Here is a 16,830-nt window from a genome sequence, read left to right as displayed (position 1 = left end):
CTACCGATCAAGCCACTTTTTAAAATCCTGCACCCTTTCGCGACTCACAATGGCATCCATGTCGTCTGCCTGCCTCAACATAATGCGCAAGCGGCTGTTAGAGTAGGTAATAATGTCTTTTATGGCTCGCATTGAGACAAGGTATTTACGGCTGATCCGAAAAAACTCATCCGGATCTACCAGACCCTCCACTTCTTCCAGAGTAAAGTCAATGATGTATCGTTTGCCACCTTCCGTTACCAAATAGGTGGCTTTTTCCTGACTGAAAAAATAGGCTGTGTCTTTTACAGCAAGGGTATGAATGTGCTCCCCTACTTTCACCACAAAGCGCTCTTTATATTGCCTGGAGAGCATTTTCATAGCTTCCTGGAGCATATGCATATTGGGAACAACAGGGCTTTTGTCTTCAAAGTTTTTATGAAACTTGGCCAATGCCATTTCCAGTTCTTTGGGGTCTATAGGCTTGAGCAGATAGTCTATGCTGTTGACCTTAAACGCCCTGATGGCGTACTCATCGAAAGCTGTGGTAAATATGATGGGTGCTTTAACGCTCACCTGATTCAGTATCTCGAAACTTAAGCCATCGGCCAGCTGAATATCGAAGAACAACAGATCCGCTTCATTGACTTTAAGCCATTTTACGGCTGTTTTAACGGAGTCTAGTTGATCAAGTATTTCAACTGTCGGCTCCATCTTCTTCAACAGGGCTGACAGCCGCTTGGCGGCCATAGACTCATCTTCTACAATTAAAACCTTCATTCTGAAATGCTTAAAAGTGGAAGTTTAACCCTAAAATAACTTTCTGTTTTCTCTACCACCACGGGCTTGTCGCTCAAAAACTCGTAGCGGGCCTTAATATTGGCCAAGCCCATTCCTGAGCTTTCTTCAGTAGGAATATTCTTAATCTGCAGATTGTTCTCCACCACCAGCATGTCTTCTTCTACTCTAATGGAGATGGTGAGCGGTTCATCTTTGGCTATGGTATTGTGCTTAAGGGCATTTTCTAGTAGCATTTGCAAAGCAAGAGGCGGTAGCATCCGGTTTTCAAAACCGCTCACGCTGGCTTCAACCCTTAGCTTGTCATCGAAGCGTATATGCTGCAGAAAGAGATAAGATTCTACAAATTTCATTTCTGTTTCAAGGCTCACTACCTCCTTAGATCGTGTTTCCAGCACATAGCGATATACTTTGGACAACTGCCGGATAAAGTCGGCTGCCAAGTCTTGATCTTCATAAACCAGATTGGTAAGTGCGTTGAGTGAATTGAACAGAAAGTGTGGGTTTACCTGGTTTTTAAGTGACTCGTACCGGGTAGCCATTTGCTCTTTCTTTAGCCTTTCGGCATCGAGCGCGGTTTGTTTCCAGTTGCGTAAAAACTCCGCAGCATTGAGAAAAAAGCTAATGACAAACGTAATTCCGATAGAAATAAGGGCTATTGTGCCTACGTTGTCAACCTTAATGTTCAAGGTCCACAATGCCATAAGGTACAGAAAGTATACCGCAGCAGGAGAGTAAACCAGTACTCCCACAATGCCCCAGATAAACCGTTTGAGTGGGTTTTCGAGCCAGGAGATTTTAGAACTCAGGTAATCGGAAAGGTGGCCGTTTCCCTGCCACAAGAACACCCACATGAGCCCGGTAAAGGTCATAGAGAAAATTTCTTTTTCTATTTCCCATATACAACTGAAACACCACAGAAATGAGGTAAATGAGCCGAAGAAGAAAATAAGAAAGGTGTTTCTAAGTTCGGTCTTCCAGTTCAGGTTTTGTAGGTAGCCCATCCGATAAATCTAACTAAAAATCAATTGTTGCCAACGGCATATTTGCCGACTCTAAATTTCTTTCGATACTTATTGGCCCAGTAAGACACTAAGGGCAACCCCACCATAGCAGGAAACACCCAGGGCACCCAGCTCATAGATGACGGCAGGTCGAAGGCTCTTCCGTTCTGAACCAAAAAAGCTGTAATGCTGGCTATAAGCGCCCCACACATGGAGTTCATATGGGCAAACCACCACCACATTTTTTCTGCCTTATGCACAGTTCTGAATCCGTTAAAGTTGAGCCAACCGGTTTGCATGGTAAAGAAGCCAAAAAACAGGCACAAATAGCCCAATACTGAAGCCCACTCATACTGCCACTGGTAGTAAAGGCCCAACCCCATACTAAACAGACCAAAGGCCATGGTAAGGCATGCGGCCAGCCAATCTATAAAAAGAGGCTGAAGCGTCTTTCTCAACATCAGCACGCGAACTCCGGAAAAAGTCATATACCAACTAAATACGGCTATCACCATTAGAAAGGCGCTGAACCGCACAAAAGAAATGAGCAGTATGGCACTAATGAACACCCAGAACATAGACCAGTAAAATACCCGGCCTGACAAGCGGTGCCACCAGCCACCTTTCTTTCCCAAAAAGGCAGCCAGCAAGCCCGAAAGAAGGGTGGCACTACCGGCCACCACATGTGATATTATTAAGGCCTTTTCCATGGGTTCAAAAATCTATTTGCCACACTGGCTCACTATTTCTTCGGCCACTTCTTTCCCCCATGCAGGATCAAACGACTGTGCTGAACCAGAGCTCTCAAAGAGTTTAAGTGCCTGGCTGGCCTGGCCACAGGCCTTTTCTGTAGAAGAACCAAAAAATTGAGCCATGCCCATTTCCATTTGGGCCAAAAAGATATTGGCCCTTGGGTTTTTGGGGTCTATCTGCAAAGCTTTACCAAAATATCGCATGGCTTTTTGTGATAATGACTGTCCTCGATTGGCAGGGTCGGCCGAAAGCTCTATCATGTATTTATAGCCTTGCAGGGCCACTACTTCCGAGTTATCCGGAGAAGCCTTATCGGCCGCATCTATAAAGGCCTGGGCCTTTTGGGTATACTTGTCTTTTTCAGCCATTCCTTCAACCCTAAACGAAGCATTGATGTTGGCCAGGGCGGCATAGTAATGCGGGTGCCACTGGTCTGGCATGGCCGCAGCTATGCGCTCAAAATGAGCGGCAACTGCTTGCAGTTCTTCCAGGGTTTGAGCGGTTGCCAGTTGACCCAGACCCTTGCCCATAGCCTGCTGGTATGCTTGTTGGTTTTGAGCTTTGAGAGCCACTGTGGCTACAACAAGCCCGATAATGAGTATAATCTTTTTCATGTTGTTTTTATTATGAGTCTAAACTAATGAGGTATAAAAGGCTGGTAAAAAGAAGGCTACTGAACTGTTGATTTTTACTGACCAACTGTAGAGTAGAGTAATCTCAGGCTTACCGAAGTAGGTAAATCAGGTCTATGGACTGAACCGTATTTTGCGTGATCTTAAAAGATGCCTCACCAAAACTGGGCGGTCCCATTTCTCCTTCGGCATTGAGCGAAAAGCCATAGCCCTCTTTGGGCATTCCGTTTTGCGCATAGTCCATTTCCTCATTGCCGTTTTCATCGTGCATTACAGCAATAGCATACTCTCCTTCTTTGAGTCCCTTAAATACAACTTCTACACTAGACCCTTTTACTTCTACATATTTGGACTGAAGTCCATCGCCTTCGGGAAAATCGCCATGGCGGTCGAAGAGTCCTATGGCAATATATCCGTTGCGGTTTCTGATGCCCTCTACCTGCACCGTGAGTTCATAGCCATTGTCTTGTGTGGGGGTAGTAGGCAAAGCAAGCATAATGCTTAATAGAATGGTGAATACTGTTTTCATAATTTTTGACTTAAAGGTTATCTAACTGATTGTTTTTCTGATCTTTAGTGAGTGTAATAAATAGGCCTACAAAGAGAAACCGTCTGGCGCCCTGCCCTATTGGGCGGCCTTCGTATACGCCTTGTCCGTTAGGTTGGCTGGCATATTCATAACCAAATATGTTTTCGCGCCCCAGCAGGTTAGAGGAAGAGCAGTAGAGAATAATGTTTTGCTTAATAAGTACTGCAGCATTCACACTAATGTCTTGAAAGCTGGGTGTTTGACTATTCTGAAAGCCGGGCTTGTTAGGGTTGGTATAGGCCCTTGGCGAAGCATAGTTGAATGTGGCCCCCACCTGAGTGCGAAGGGGGTCTATCATGTGCTTAATAACCACCGATAGGTTATGAGACGAAATGAATGATGGGGTTGCCTTTTGCTGAAAGTTCTGATAGTTGCGTTCGGCATCCACATAAGAATAAGACACCCAGTAGTCTGTATTCTTTAGGGTTTCATTGTCTCTCCAAAACACATCAAACCCTTTTGCAGAACCTTCGCCCATATTGTTGTAGTTGTTTGGGTTAGTATCGCGTTCGGTGCCAAATTTCACCAGGTTGTCATAGTTCTTCAGGTAGGTTTCTATTCTGAAAATTCTGTTGTTACGAATGTGTTGATAGTTGAGAATATAGTGTGTAGCCTGTTCGGGTCTTAAAGCCGGTTGAATAGCGCTGTAGTCGTTTTGGGGAGCTTGTACAAAACGGCCATAAGCCAAAGAGAATTGACCCTCCTGATTGAGCTTATACGACATGGCCACCCGTGGGCTCAGAAAGTTCTGATGGGTAAGGCTGGTATACTCATTTCTAAGTCCAACTCTTACTACAAACCGGTTGGAAGCAAAGTAATCGGCCTCTATAAAATTGGCTAGCAGGTTTTCTTTGAAGCTTGTTTTAGAAGCACCCTCACCCACGGGTTTTACCCTTCTCAGGTATTCACGGCTAAACCAATCGGAGCCCATGTTGATGGAAAGCTTTTCGGCAGCCTCCCACTGAAGAGTTATTTTGGAATGCATACCCAGCTCCTCGCCTGCCAGCTGATGGCTGTTAAAAGCCAGAAAGTCTTTGTTGCTCGTGAGCGACACTCCACTCTTCAGTGACCACCTGCTGCTGAGTACATCGCGGTAGCTCGCGTTTAGGTATAAGTACTTGTTTTCAAGGTCTAGCGTATCTTTTCGGTCCGGGCTGTCTAAATTGGTCTGGCGAATAATGAAGTCTGACTGATCGGTATTGAAATACACTTTAAGCAGGCCTGTTTGGCTTACCTTATGCCTAAATACCAACTCCGTAACGGTGGCGTTTGGAGCTTCTTCCCAATCAAAGTTCTGTTTTACCAAATCCTGATAAGGCCTTAGGTCTGTCACCTGTACTTTGGCAGAAAGGCTGGTGTTCTCCCAACGCTTGGTGTAGGCAGCATCGGCTCCTACCGACATCAGTGATATATCGGCCTGAGATTCATCGGGTAAATCGTTGGAGTTAAGGGCCAATACGGAGGAGAGGGCTTGTCCGAATTCGGCCGAATAACCGCCCGTGCTAAAAGTTGTTCCTTTGAACAAAAACGGGCTAAACCTTCCTCGTGTAGGCACATTGGGCACGGTGGCTCCAAAGGCATTTCTAACCTCCAAACCATCAATAAACACCTTGGTTTCGTAGCCTTCGCCTCCTCTTACAAAGAGTCGTCCCGACTCGCCTACAGTGGCTGTTCCCGGTAAGGTATTTATAGCTCCCATAATGTCGCCAGCAGCACTGGCGGTAGTCACTATATCGAGAGGTTTTAGTACTGTTACCTTTTTAACATCGCTGGCCTCATAAGCTCCGGCCGTAATGGTTACGCCATCAAGCTTATTAATAACTTCTTCCAGCACAAGCTCTACTTGCACCGGGTTACCATTCAATTCTACATCCAGTTCAAGGGTTTTATAGCCTACAAAACTGGCCACCAGAACGTGTTTACCTTCGAGAGTGCTGCTAAAAGAAAACTGACCATCGCTTTTACTTACGGCACCATCGAAACTATTCTTAATGTAAACATTAGCTCCGGGTATTGTCTGTTGCATTTTGTCTAAAACCCTCCCTTCTATGGTAGTTTGTGCGTAGGCTGTTCCTACCAATAGAAAGAAGAGCAGTGTTGTGAATTTTTTCATAACCGTTGGGCTTTTGATAAACCAAAGGTGGTTTAAGCCTTGGGGTCAGGGAAAAATCTCTTACTGAACCGTAGTATTAGGAGGATGAGTTGTAAAAGTGGGGCTGTTGGGAAGGTAAATTAATTATACGCGTTGTCAGTAACTCATACAGAGTTTTAGCTTTTCTATATGTGTTCAATACCTCAGTACCTCTTTTAAGCGACTGTGCCCGCTTCTACTCACTGGTAGTTGCTGGCCATTTTTGAGGTAGAGTATATAGGAGTCTTTCTCGTATAGCTCCAGTTTCTCTATGTGCTTTACATTGACTATGTGGGAGCGGTGTATACGCACAAAGTCATCGGTAGGTAATCCGTTTTCCAGGGCTTTCATGCGCATTAGTTTGAGAAATTTACCCTGATCGGAATGAATGGCCACGTAATCGTCTTGTGCTTCGAAATGATGTATTTGTTTGAGCGAGAGAATTTGAATTTTGTTGCCTGTTTTCACCACCATCCGATCGAGCGTATCCTGCTCAGCCCGGCTTTCTTGCAGTTTATCGAGCTTTTGTTTTTGCTCCGACTGCTGACCTACTCTGGCAATGGCTTTTTTAACAGCTTCTTCAAAGCGCGATTCGGAATAGGGTTTAAGCAAATAATCTACTGCACTCAGCTCAAAAGCCTTTATGGCATACTGGTCAAACGCGGTACTAAAAATAACCACAGGCGGATTATCTATAAGCTCCAGCATTTCAAAGCCCGTAATCTTGGGCATTTGAACGTCCAGAAAAATAAGGTCGGGGCCATGCTGCTGAATGGCCTTAAGTCCCTCAAACCCATCGGCACACTCTGCTATCACTTCTATCTGATCAAACTTTTTGAGATAGGCCTTAATGAGCTCTCTGGCCAGGCTTTCGTCATCTATAATTATTGCCTTCATGAATCCGCTGTTGTTTGAGGAATGTCTAAACGTACCGTGAAAATACCATCTGTTTTGCTAACCTCCACCAACTGGTTCACTCCGTAAATAAGTGCCAACCGTTCTCTCACGTTCTTCAAACCTATTCCTTTTCCTTTTCTAGACACGGCTTCGGGGTCATACTCATTGCTCACCTGAATTTTGAGCAGGCTGCCCTCTCTCCAGGCCTTCAGTTGAATGGTAATTTCTCCAAGGCTCTCATATATGCCGTGCTTTATGGCATTTTCAAAGAGTGGCTGAAGGATGAGGTTAGGCAGTTTGTTGTGTTTTACCTCATCAGACAGTTCCTTTTCTACCCTTAGTCGCTCGCCAAACCGTACTCGCTCAATGTCCAGATACAGCATGATATTGTTGATTTCATCTTCAACGGTGTTCATCTGGTCATTCTCTTTACCCAGAGAGTAGCGAAGAAAGTCCGAAAGTTTTATCACCATTTCCCGGGCTCTATCGGGGGCAATAAGAGTGAGTGAGGAAATGGAATTGAGGCTATTGAATATGAAGTGGGGGTTTATCTGCGACTTGAGCATTTCCAGCTCCGAGCTTTTGAGCATAGTCTCTAGCTGTGCCTGTTGTTTAGATCGCGTGTTAAGATCGTCATAGTAAAGTATGAGATAGTAAATAAGCACCACAATGGCATAGTATAACACTCCCAGTGCCCCTCTCAACGGCACAGAAGAGGTAAGGAACTCTTCATAGAACTCATCGTGAATAAGAGAAAGTATAATAAACTTAAACACTACCACACCAACTACTATGGAAATAGCTGCTGCTGCTAAGTGACTCACCAATTGGTTTACCAGTTGAGATTTATCGAAAGTGCTATAGCGCACATTGAACCAGTAAGCCAGCCCAAGCCCCATAAAAAGAGCATTGAATACCAATGAGTCTAACAATGCGGTTTGCCAGTCGAGCCCGTAGAAATTATACAGGGCAAAACCAAAAACAAAGGCCACAAGCAACCAGGTGCCCAAATAGGGAATGAAGTTTCTGTTTTTTAAAAAGGGATGCTGCATAAAAAAACCGCCCGAAGGCGGAATTTAGTAAAATTTAGAAACCTGTTTTAATCAAAAAGCTCTTTCAAACGATTCAGCACGGTGTGCCGAACTTGCTTTAGCACCTTCCAAAAAAGCCCCTTAAACGAGCCCGCCTGTTGGCAGATTAGCTCAGAGAAGGATAAATAAAAGAGCCTCTTCAATCAAAGAGGCCCCTAAATCACTTTACGCTACCACCTCCAAAGAGAACCAGCCCCTGAACGATGAGCTCTTTTCCTTCGTTGGCTTCATTCTCGGCAATCATTTTTCGTTCATCAGAAAATCCACCAAAAATGGCCGTAACCTTAACCTTCACATTCATGTCAGCAGGTACACGAATATCGCAACCGCCAAATAATATAAATACATCCAAAACATTCGTGCCGTGGCTTAGGTCTGCGTTAATGAGATTTAAATCTGTTCCTCCAAAAATAGAGGTGAGTTTTCCGCCTTTAAATTCTTTTGAGGTAACCATTCGTTCGGCTCCTCCAAAGACGGCCAGTTCATCAACGAAGTCGAGGTCTCCGCTAATATTTTTTTTTTCGTAATCGCGGTGCTGTGCCTTTTTAAAGATGAGTGAGGCTCCTATAGCTACAAAAACGAGCGGCCACAATCTGAAAATATCTTCGATCTCAAAGTCCCACCTGTAGTAGTCGGCCATTTCGCCCAGCAGAAAGACACCTCCTACTATAATGAGCGTTACACCAAAGCCTACCTTTTCTCTTACGGTAGCCATAAAAATACCTATGACAACCAGAAAAGTGTGCCACCGGTACAGATACCAGGGCAAGTCGATATCGAATATATCCAGGTTGTCCAGCGTGAGTACTGCTCCTATAACCAGAAACAAAGTACCAATTAATACGCGTCTATCCATTTTCGTTTCCATTTGATTAGTGTTGTTGTTTTTATTTTGAGTTTGCCTTTGGGCTCTTAAGGCGACCAACCTTAATCCAAAGAGTTGTTTGTTGTTTTTGACTGTTCAAATGTACGCTGAACCTGAAGCTTGAAGATGATAGAATTCGGTAAACAGACGCCTGGCATCGGTAAACTTCGGAACGACTCGACAAAAAAATATTTACGAGACGCCCCATCGGTAAAATGCAACTCCTCAGCCACTAAAAGGCAGCCCACCTGTCTACCTCAAGTTCCTGGTAAAATCATTTCAATTCCATGCTTTCTATAGCTAATTTTGGCCTCCTCTGAAAAAAGCAAACACTATGGAATACAGAATAGAAAAAGACACCATGGGCGAGGTTCAGGTACCTGCCGATAAATACTGGGGAGCTCAAACCGAGCGCTCAAGAAATAACTTTAAAATTGGCCCGGAAGCCAGCATGCCCTTAGAGGTGGTCTATGGCTTTGCCTACTTGAAGAAAGCCGCAGCCCATGCCAACTGTGAGCTAGGCGTTCTTTCTGAAGAGAAAAGAGATCTGATTTCTAAGGTTTGTGATGAGATTCTTGAGGGCAAGCACGATGATCAGTTTCCGCTGGTAGTTTGGCAGACAGGATCTGGTACGCAATCGAACATGAACGTGAATGAAGTGGTTTCTAACCGTTCGCATGTTTTGGCCGGTAATAAACTGGGCGAAGGCAAACCGTTGGTTCACCCGAATGACGATGTGAACAAATCGCAATCGTCTAACGACACGTTCCCTACAGGCATGCACATTGCCTGCTATAAAATGATTGTAGAAACCACTATTCCCGGAGTCGAAAAACTCAGAGATACGCTAAAGGCCAAATCGGATGCCTTTATGAAAGTGGTGAAAATTGGCCGTACTCACCTAATGGATGCCACTCCTCTTACCCTTGGGCAAGAGTTTTCAGGCTATGTATCGCAGCTTAACCATGGACTTAAAGCCTTGCGCAATACGCTCGATCACCTTTCTGAACTTGCATTGGGGGGCACAGCCGTAGGCACAGGAATAAACACCCCGGAGGGTTACGCTGATCTGGTAGCCAAAAAAATAGCCCAGTTTACCGGACTTCCCTTTGTTTCGGCAGAAAATAAATTCGAGGCACTGGCCGCTCACGATGCCCTGGTAGAAACGCATGGTGCACTCAAACAACTCGCTGTATCGCTTAATAAGATTGCCAACGACATCCGAATGCTGGCTTCCGGCCCGCGGTCAGGCATTGGCGAAATCATTATTCCTTCAAACGAACCCGGTTCCTCAATTATGCCCGGCAAAGTAAATCCCACACAGTGCGAGGCCATGACCATGGTTTGCGCGCAGGTAATGGGCAACGATGTGGCTGTAACTGTTGGTGGCACCCAGGGGCACTACGAACTAAACGTGTTTAAGCCGGTAATGGCATACAACGTACTGCAATCGGCTCGTTTACTAGGCGATGCCTGTGTGTCTTTCGAAGCCAATTGTGCCATAGGTATAGAGCCCAACTACAAAAACATTCAGCAGCACCTGAATAACAGCCTAATGCTGGTAACCGCTCTGAACACAAAAATAGGCTATGAGAAGGCGGCCAAAATTGCCAAAACAGCCCATGAAAACGGAACCACACTAAAAGAAGAGGCCGTGAATCTTGGCTACCTGACAGCCGAAGAGTTTGACGAGTGGGTGAGACCGGAAGACATGATCGGCAGTTTGAAAAGCTGATAAGATTCCGCTAATTTGTCATATATTGAACTTGAAAAACCGACTCTCATGAAAGCGCAAAAGGCAATATTAACTCTTCTGTTGGGTGTAATGGTAGCGGGGCTCACTGTAGCCCAAACCTCAGACACCCGTCCACTAACCAAGAAAGAACTTAAAGAGTGGAAGAAAAAGAAGAAGAAAATGTCTCCTGAAGACTTCCGTATTCTCTATGAAGAGAACACCAGCAACAAGGCTAAAATAGCCAGCATGGAAAGCGAAATCAGCTCATTGGAGGCTCAGGTTTCTTCAAAAGACGAGAAAATCAGTGATTTGCAAAAGCAGGTTACCCGTATGCAGGCAGCTTACCAGGCGGCTCAAAACGAAATTGAAAACCTCAAAGCAAAACCACAACAACCCGCCTATAATCCAGACATTATTAATGGAGAAGACTTCTCTAAAGGCGTGGTATTCAAAGTACAGGTAGGTGCTTTCCGAAAAATAGATCTTCAGAAATATGCCGGGACCTCCAAAGAATTTGCCGAGGAGGGAGCAGACGACCTTCGAAAGTATGTGATCGGAAACTTCCGAAACTATGAAGATGCCAATGTGCTTAAAAGATATCTGAGAGAGATGGGAGTAGAAGATGCCTGGATTGTTCCTTACAGAGACGGGCAGCGAGTTCCATTGAAAGATGTAATTAAAGAACCGGCCGGTTCTAACTAATAACGAAATAGCCAATCTGAAAAGCAGTGTCATCAGATGGCACTGCTTTTTTTGTACTGATAGCCTATTATCCCTTAATTTTAACGAATGCAGAAACGGTGGATTATTCAGGAAGATTTTGATGGTGAAGCCGTGCATACCCTTCAGCAGGAGCTGGGCGTGAGCGAAACCCTGGCCAAACTAATTCAACTCAAAGGCATAAACACCTTTGAAGAAGCCAGGGATTACTTTAGACCCAGCCTGGAGCAGCTTCACGACCCATTTCTCATGAAAGACATGGATCGGGCTGTAAACCGGCTCACCGAGGCCATTGGTAATGAGGAGGGCATTCTGATATATGGTGATTATGATGTGGATGGGACTACTGCCGTAGCCACCTTTTACGGCTTTCTCTCCAGATTTTACAATAAACTGGAATACTATATTCCCGACCGCTACAAAGAAGGCTACGGGGTTTCCGAAGCAGGTATTCGCTATGCGGCCCAAAATAACTATTCGCTAATTGTAACACTGGATTGTGGCATTAAAGCCTACGAAAAAATTCAACTCGCCAAAGAATTGGGCATCGATGTAATAGTATGCGACCACCATACTCCTGGCGATGAGCTACCCCCTGCCTATGCTGTTTTAGATCCAAAAAGAAACGACTGTCCTTACCCCTACAAAGAACTATCCGGCTGCGGAGTTGGCTTTAAGCTGTTGCAAGGGTTTAGTCTGCAAAGTGGTATCGATATGAAAGAGCTTTGGGCCTACTTAGACTTGCTGGCCGTTTCTATAGCCTCAGATATAGTACCAATTACTGGCGAAAACCGAATACTGGCTCACTTTGGGCTTAAAAAGCTTAACCGATCGCCCAGACCCGGACTCAAGTCGCTAATAGACCTTTGCAAAACCAACAAAGATCTTACAATCTCCGGAATAGTATTTGGCATAGGGCCCCGCATCAATGCGGCCGGCAGAATGGATCATGCCGGATCGGCCGTAGCACTATTACTGGCTAACAACGAAGAAGAAGCCAACTTGCTGGCCGAAATGGTTAATAATAAGAACGATGCCAGAAGGGACTTTGACAGCACCATTACCGAAGAGGCTATTCAAATGATCAGTACCAACGAGGAGTTTGCCAATGCCAAAGCTACTGTACTTTTTAAAGAAGACTGGCACAAAGGGGTAATTGGAATAGTAGCTTCCCGCTGCATCGAAAAGTTTTACAGACCAACGGTGATTCTCACCGAATCCAATGAAAAGGTCACCGGTTCCGCTCGTTCGGTAGACGGCTTCGATATTTATGCGGCCATCAGCGAGTGTTCCGACTTGCTCGACCAATACGGAGGGCATATGTATGCGGCCGGTGTAACCATGTCGATCGAAAATGTAGAGGCATTTCGCAAAAAGTTCGAAGCAGTAGTAGCCAAGCACATTACCCCGGAGCAACTCATTCCTTCAATTCACATAGATTCAATTATAAAGCTGAACGAAATAGACCGGAAGTTCTTCAATATAATTTCACAAATGGCGCCATTTGGCCCTCAAAACATGCAGCCCGTGTTTGTGGTAGAGCATGTACAGGCCACAAATGTTAAACTTTTAAAAGAACAGCATTTAAAATTCACGGTAAAACAACCGGGCACCAATGTTGCTTTCGATGCCATTGGTTTTGGCCTTGGTGATTATTATGACCTGGTGAATTGCGGGCTCAAGTTTCACATGGCCTTTACTGTAGAAGAAAATGAATTCAGAGGACTAAAAAGCCTCCAACTCTTTGTCAAAGACATTAAGTTTGACGATTAACCCAACAGGAAAATGAAGCTAAGCGCTGACAACCTCATTAAGACCTACAAGAAAAGAAAAGTAGTAAACAATATCTCTGTAGAAGTAAATCAAGGAGAAATTGTTGGTTTACTTGGCCCCAACGGTGCCGGAAAAACCACCACTTTTTACATGATTGTCGGGCTTATAAAACCCAATGAGGGAGCCATTTACCTGGACAAAGAAGACATTACTCCGCTACCCATGTTTAAGAGAGCACAACTGGGTATTGGTTATCTGGCCCAGGAACCTTCTGTTTTCCGCAAGCTCACCGTAGAGCAAAACATAATGGCTGTGCTCGAAATGACAAAGCTCAGCAAAGCAGAACAAAAAGATAAAATGGAGTTTCTGCTGGAAGAGTTTAGCCTAACCCATGTTCGCAAAAACCTGGGGCGCGTTCTTTCCGGGGGAGAAAGAAGAAGAACAGAGATTGCGCGAGCCCTCTCGGTAGACCCAAAGTTTGTGCTGCTCGATGAACCCTTTGCTGGGGTAGACCCTATTGCCGTTGAGGAGATACAGAGTATTGTTGCCCAGCTAAAGAACAGAAATATTGGTATCCTCATAACAGATCATAATGTGCAGGAAACTCTTTCCATTACAGACAGAGCCTATTTAATGTTTGAGGGTAAACTACTGAAGGCCGGTACAGCCGAAGAGCTGGCAGCCGATGAACAGGTAAGAAAAGTGTATCTTGGACAACACTTTGAACTGAAAAGGAAAATCTAATGGCCATCATCAACTCCATCCTAACCTGGGTGATGAAAAAGCGAATGCATCAAATTGAGCTTTTCATCAAATACCCTCTGGAAGTGCAGGAAGAGTTGTTTAAACGACTAATAACCACCGCACGCAACACCGAATTTGGACGTACACACGGCTTTGCCGATGTACACACCCCTGAGCAATTCAGAAAGCTAATTCCTCTTTTCTCTTATGAGGAAATAAGCCCTTACATCGAACGCAACATGGCAGGAGAACAAAACCTGTTGTGGCCTTCCGATGTCAAATGGTTTGCCAAATCTTCTGGCACTACCAACGCCCGAAGCAAGTTCATTCCCGTTTCTTATGAAGCCCTGGAGGAGTGTCACTTTAAAGGAGGCAAAGACATGCTGTCCATTTATTGCAATCACTTTCCGGATACACGGCTCTTTGACGGAAAAGGCTTAACCATTGGAGGCAGCCAGCAAGTAAACCAACACGACAGCAACAGCGAGTCGTTTTATGGAGACGTATCGGCTGTAATTATGTCTAACCTGCCTTACTGGACACGCTTCGTACGAACCCCCACTCTCGACATTGCTCTGATGGACGAATGGGAGGCCAAAATTCAGAAGATGGCCGAAGTAACCATGGATGAAAATGTGACCAGCATTTCTGGTGTTCCTACCTGGACCATAGTGCTGTTGCAAAAGATTCTTGAACTAAAAGGTGCCAAAGACATAACTGAGGTTTGGCCAAACCTGGAAGTTTTCTTTCATGGAGCGGTAGCTTTTGGCCCTTACCGAAGCATTTTCCAGCACCTTATCCCCTCAGAAAAAATGAGGTATATGGAAACCTACAACGCCTCAGAGGGCTTTTTCGGAATACAGTATGAGCCGGGCTCAGACGATATGCTGCTTATGCTGGATTATGGTATTTACTACGAGTTTATTCCTTATGCAGAGATTCATAAGGAGGAACCAAAAGTGATTGGCCTGGGCGATGTAAAGGTAGGAGAACACTATGCCTTGCTCATATCGACCAACGCGGGGCTCTGGCGATATAAGATTGGAGATACCGTTGTGTTTACCTCCACCAGCCCTTATAAGATTAAAATATCGGGTAGAACCAAACACTTTATTAATGCCTTTGGAGAAGAAGTGGTGGTTGAAAATGCCGAAAAGGCCATAGAAGTAGCTTGTGAGCAAACAGGAGCACAAATAAACAACTTTACGGCAGCGCCAAAGTACTTTGGCGAAAATGAAAATGCGGCCCATGAATGGATTGTTGAATTCGAAAAATCACCTTCCGATTTAGAAACTTTTACCCGCGTGCTCGATGCCACCCTAAGGCGTATAAACTCCGACTACGATGCCAAACGACATAAAAGTATTGCTCTTAGCCTACCCATTGTACACCAGGCCCAACCAGGCACCTTTTATGAATGGATGAAAAGAAGGGGTAAGCTGGGGGGTCAGCACAAAGTACCAAGGCTATCGAACACCCGGGAATACCTGGACGATATTCTGGAGCTCATCAATTCTTCTGAGTTCAGCCAATAGCAAAGGGCACCTCAAAAACTTGTTTCGGAATACGTTTTTGAAATGCCCCCTTATGCAATGAGTTGTAGTACTACTCGCCCCACTTAATGGTGCAGCCAATAGCTTTGGTGGTTGTAATAGGCACATCTCCACCACCAATCAGGTTATCCAGAGCTTCCTCTACATAACGTTTGCTGGCCGCCTCGGCATTACGGCTATTGTTATCAATGGCTCCTATGTATTCTATCTTAAAGTCGCCACCGGTGGTTTTGTTAAGCACATATACATGAGGGGTATTTGTAGCTCCATAAGTTTTGGTTACCTCCTGGGTTTCGTCCATCACATAGGGAAAAGGAAACCCCTTTTCTTTGGCTCTCACTTGCATGTTCTCAAAAGAGTCGCCCGGAGATTTTTGTGGGTCATTGGGTTGAATAGCCAAAACCGGATATCCCTGCTCAGCATATTTTTTGTGTAAAGCAATAATGCGGTCTTCATACATCACTGAATACGGGCAGGTATTACAGGTAAATACAAGAATATAGCCTTTGGCATTCTTGTTGGTTTTGAGAGAAATCATCTTCCCGTCTACATTCTTCAGGTTAAAGTCGACAGCCTTGTCGCCAACCTGTAGCCCTTCCATACGTTCGCCTGTGGTAGCAAACACCAGCGTAAGGGCCAAAACAACTGTTTTTAGAAACTGCATGTTGATATGGTTTAATTTGTTAATTCTGAGATTATTGACTCAAGTTCTTCTTTAGTAAGTTCTTTTTCAACAAACCGTCTTTTATTGGTACGGTGATTAATCAATAAAGTAGCAGGAATGGCTCCACTCCACGATGGGTCTACCCGGTCTATCCAAGCATTGTAGTCAATTTCGTCAAGCAGGAGCACATCGGCACTAAGCCCTCTTGAGTCAACAAATGGCACCACTTTCTTTTCGAATTCATCGGCAAAATCTAATGATACCAGTGTGACATGTACCGATTCATTTTCTGAGTGTAGTTCTTCAAAGTAAGGTAATTCCTTAATACAGGGCTTGCACCAAGTTGCCCAAAAGTTAATCACCTCCAGTTGCTCCGAATCTCTATTAATCAGTTCATCAAGAGCATCGAACTTTACCACCTCAAGCCGCTGCTCGCCCTGAGGAGAACAGGCCAATGCAGACCAAAGCAATAGAGCCCAGGCCAGGGTTAGGGGATATGCACTACTTCTCGATTTCATAGACAGAAAGGTCATAAGCCCATTCGATCTCAACAACAAGTTTTACACGAGCGAAAGGGCTCCAGGGTTGGAAACTTAGAAAATATGGATGTACATACGCGCAAACTCAAATTTTTGGAATTGTACTTTTTTAATAGTCACCTCCATGAAAGACAGACCGGGAAAAACGCCACTCAAAAATTTTCTCCAATGCTTTACCATTGTAACATTTTAAGTTAATGTTGTCTTAACATAGACAACTTTTCGTTCTGCTCCCTCCATTCTCAATAGAGCCGTGTTTATAGAAATGAACATGAAAATTCCTGTTGAATGAATGGGCTGATTTGTTAAACAAAAAAACATTGTTCAGGGAGGCTTTGAGCGAATGGGTTTTAGACAAAAAAA

At 44.6% G+C, this 16,830-nt stretch carries 16 protein-coding genes; 5 read left to right on the top strand and 11 right to left on the bottom strand.

Going from position 1 to position 16,830, the window contains the following annotated elements; translation table 11 throughout:
- The 9 genes from IE164_RS03930 to IE164_RS03890 all read right to left on the bottom strand — a co-directional run bounded on the left by IE164_RS03930 (position 1) and on the right by IE164_RS03890 (position 8,730).
- Positions 1-759 (bottom strand): LytR/AlgR family response regulator transcription factor, encoded by a 759-nt coding sequence (locus IE164_RS03930; protein WP_189628872.1) that lies wholly within the window; start codon positions 757-759, stop codon positions 1-3.
- Positions 756-1,781 carry a sensor histidine kinase gene (locus IE164_RS03925; protein WP_189628871.1) on the bottom strand — a complete coding sequence of 342 codons (1,026 nt, stop codon included), beginning with the start codon at positions 1,779-1,781 and terminating at the stop codon, positions 756-758. The genes IE164_RS03930 and IE164_RS03925 overlap by 4 nt, the downstream gene beginning before the upstream one ends.
- Before the next feature lie 20 nt (positions 1,782-1,801).
- A complete protein-coding gene (locus tag IE164_RS03920) occupies positions 1,802-2,491 on the bottom strand; it encodes a hypothetical protein (protein WP_189628870.1) in 690 nt (229 codons plus the stop codon).
- A 12-nt stretch (positions 2,492-2,503) separates the two neighbouring features.
- Complete coding sequence (locus tag IE164_RS03915) at positions 2,504-3,148, bottom strand: hypothetical protein (RefSeq protein WP_229838511.1); 645 nt, start codon at positions 3,146-3,148, stop codon at positions 2,504-2,506.
- A 109-nt stretch (positions 3,149-3,257) separates the two neighbouring features.
- Entirely contained in the window at positions 3,258-3,695 is a 438-nt protein-coding gene (locus IE164_RS03910; RefSeq protein ID WP_189628869.1) for a DUF2141 domain-containing protein, read from the bottom strand.
- Between the two features lie 10 nt (positions 3,696-3,705).
- Positions 3,706-5,868: a TonB-dependent receptor gene (locus IE164_RS03905; RefSeq protein ID WP_189628868.1), complete on the bottom strand. Its 2,163-nt coding sequence runs from the start codon at positions 5,866-5,868 to the stop codon at positions 3,706-3,708.
- 174 nt (positions 5,869-6,042) lie between these two features.
- Positions 6,043-6,783: a LytR/AlgR family response regulator transcription factor gene (locus IE164_RS03900; protein ID WP_189628867.1), complete on the bottom strand. Its 741-nt coding sequence runs from the start codon at positions 6,781-6,783 to the stop codon at positions 6,043-6,045.
- On the bottom strand, positions 6,780-7,835 hold the full coding sequence (locus IE164_RS03895; RefSeq protein ID WP_189628866.1) for a sensor histidine kinase: 1,056 nt from the start codon (positions 7,833-7,835) through the stop codon (positions 6,780-6,782). The genes IE164_RS03900 and IE164_RS03895 overlap by 4 nt, the downstream gene beginning before the upstream one ends.
- Before the next feature lie 199 nt (positions 7,836-8,034).
- A complete protein-coding gene (locus IE164_RS03890; protein ID WP_189628865.1) occupies positions 8,035-8,730 on the bottom strand; it encodes a LiaF transmembrane domain-containing protein in 696 nt (231 codons plus the stop codon).
- A gap of 343 nt (positions 8,731-9,073) precedes the next feature.
- Between IE164_RS03890 and fumC the strand changes: the two genes are divergently transcribed.
- The 5 genes from fumC to IE164_RS03865 all read left to right on the top strand — a co-directional run bounded on the left by fumC (position 9,074) and on the right by IE164_RS03865 (position 15,246).
- A complete protein-coding gene (fumC, locus tag IE164_RS03885) occupies positions 9,074-10,474 on the top strand; it encodes a class II fumarate hydratase (RefSeq protein WP_189628864.1) in 1,401 nt (466 codons plus the stop codon).
- A gap of 48 nt (positions 10,475-10,522) precedes the next feature.
- Positions 10,523-11,176, top strand: coding sequence for an Ezrin/radixin/moesin family protein (locus tag IE164_RS03880; RefSeq protein ID WP_189628863.1), 654 nt, complete (start codon positions 10,523-10,525; stop codon positions 11,174-11,176).
- 87 nt (positions 11,177-11,263) lie between these two features.
- The gene (gene recJ, locus IE164_RS03875) at positions 11,264-12,967 is read left to right on the top strand and encodes a single-stranded-DNA-specific exonuclease RecJ (RefSeq protein ID WP_189628862.1); all 1,704 of its coding nucleotides are present in this window, start codon (positions 11,264-11,266) and stop codon (positions 12,965-12,967) included.
- A 12-nt stretch (positions 12,968-12,979) separates the two neighbouring features.
- Complete coding sequence (lptB, locus tag IE164_RS03870) at positions 12,980-13,711, top strand: LPS export ABC transporter ATP-binding protein (RefSeq protein WP_189628861.1); 732 nt, start codon at positions 12,980-12,982, stop codon at positions 13,709-13,711.
- Entirely contained in the window at positions 13,711-15,246 is a 1,536-nt protein-coding gene (locus IE164_RS03865; RefSeq protein ID WP_189628860.1) for a GH3 auxin-responsive promoter family protein, read from the top strand. Before lptB ends, IE164_RS03865 begins: the two co-directional genes overlap by 1 nt.
- A 70-nt stretch (positions 15,247-15,316) precedes the next feature.
- On the opposite strand, the gene IE164_RS03860 is transcribed toward IE164_RS03865, so the two are convergent.
- Complete coding sequence (locus IE164_RS03860) at positions 15,317-15,928, bottom strand: thioredoxin family protein (protein WP_189628859.1); 612 nt, start codon at positions 15,926-15,928, stop codon at positions 15,317-15,319.
- A gap of 11 nt (positions 15,929-15,939) precedes the next feature.
- The gene (locus tag IE164_RS03855) at positions 15,940-16,446 is read right to left on the bottom strand and encodes a TlpA disulfide reductase family protein (protein ID WP_189628858.1); all 507 of its coding nucleotides are present in this window, start codon (positions 16,444-16,446) and stop codon (positions 15,940-15,942) included.
- Positions 16,447-16,830 lie beyond the last annotated feature (384 nt).

Origin of the sequence: Roseivirga thermotolerans (assembly GCF_014653175.1) — a bacterium.
GTDB lineage: Bacteria > Bacteroidota > Bacteroidia > Cytophagales > Cyclobacteriaceae > Roseivirga > Roseivirga thermotolerans.
The sequence above is the reverse complement of the archived record's forward strand: the minus strand, read 5'-3'. Positions and strand labels throughout refer to the sequence as shown.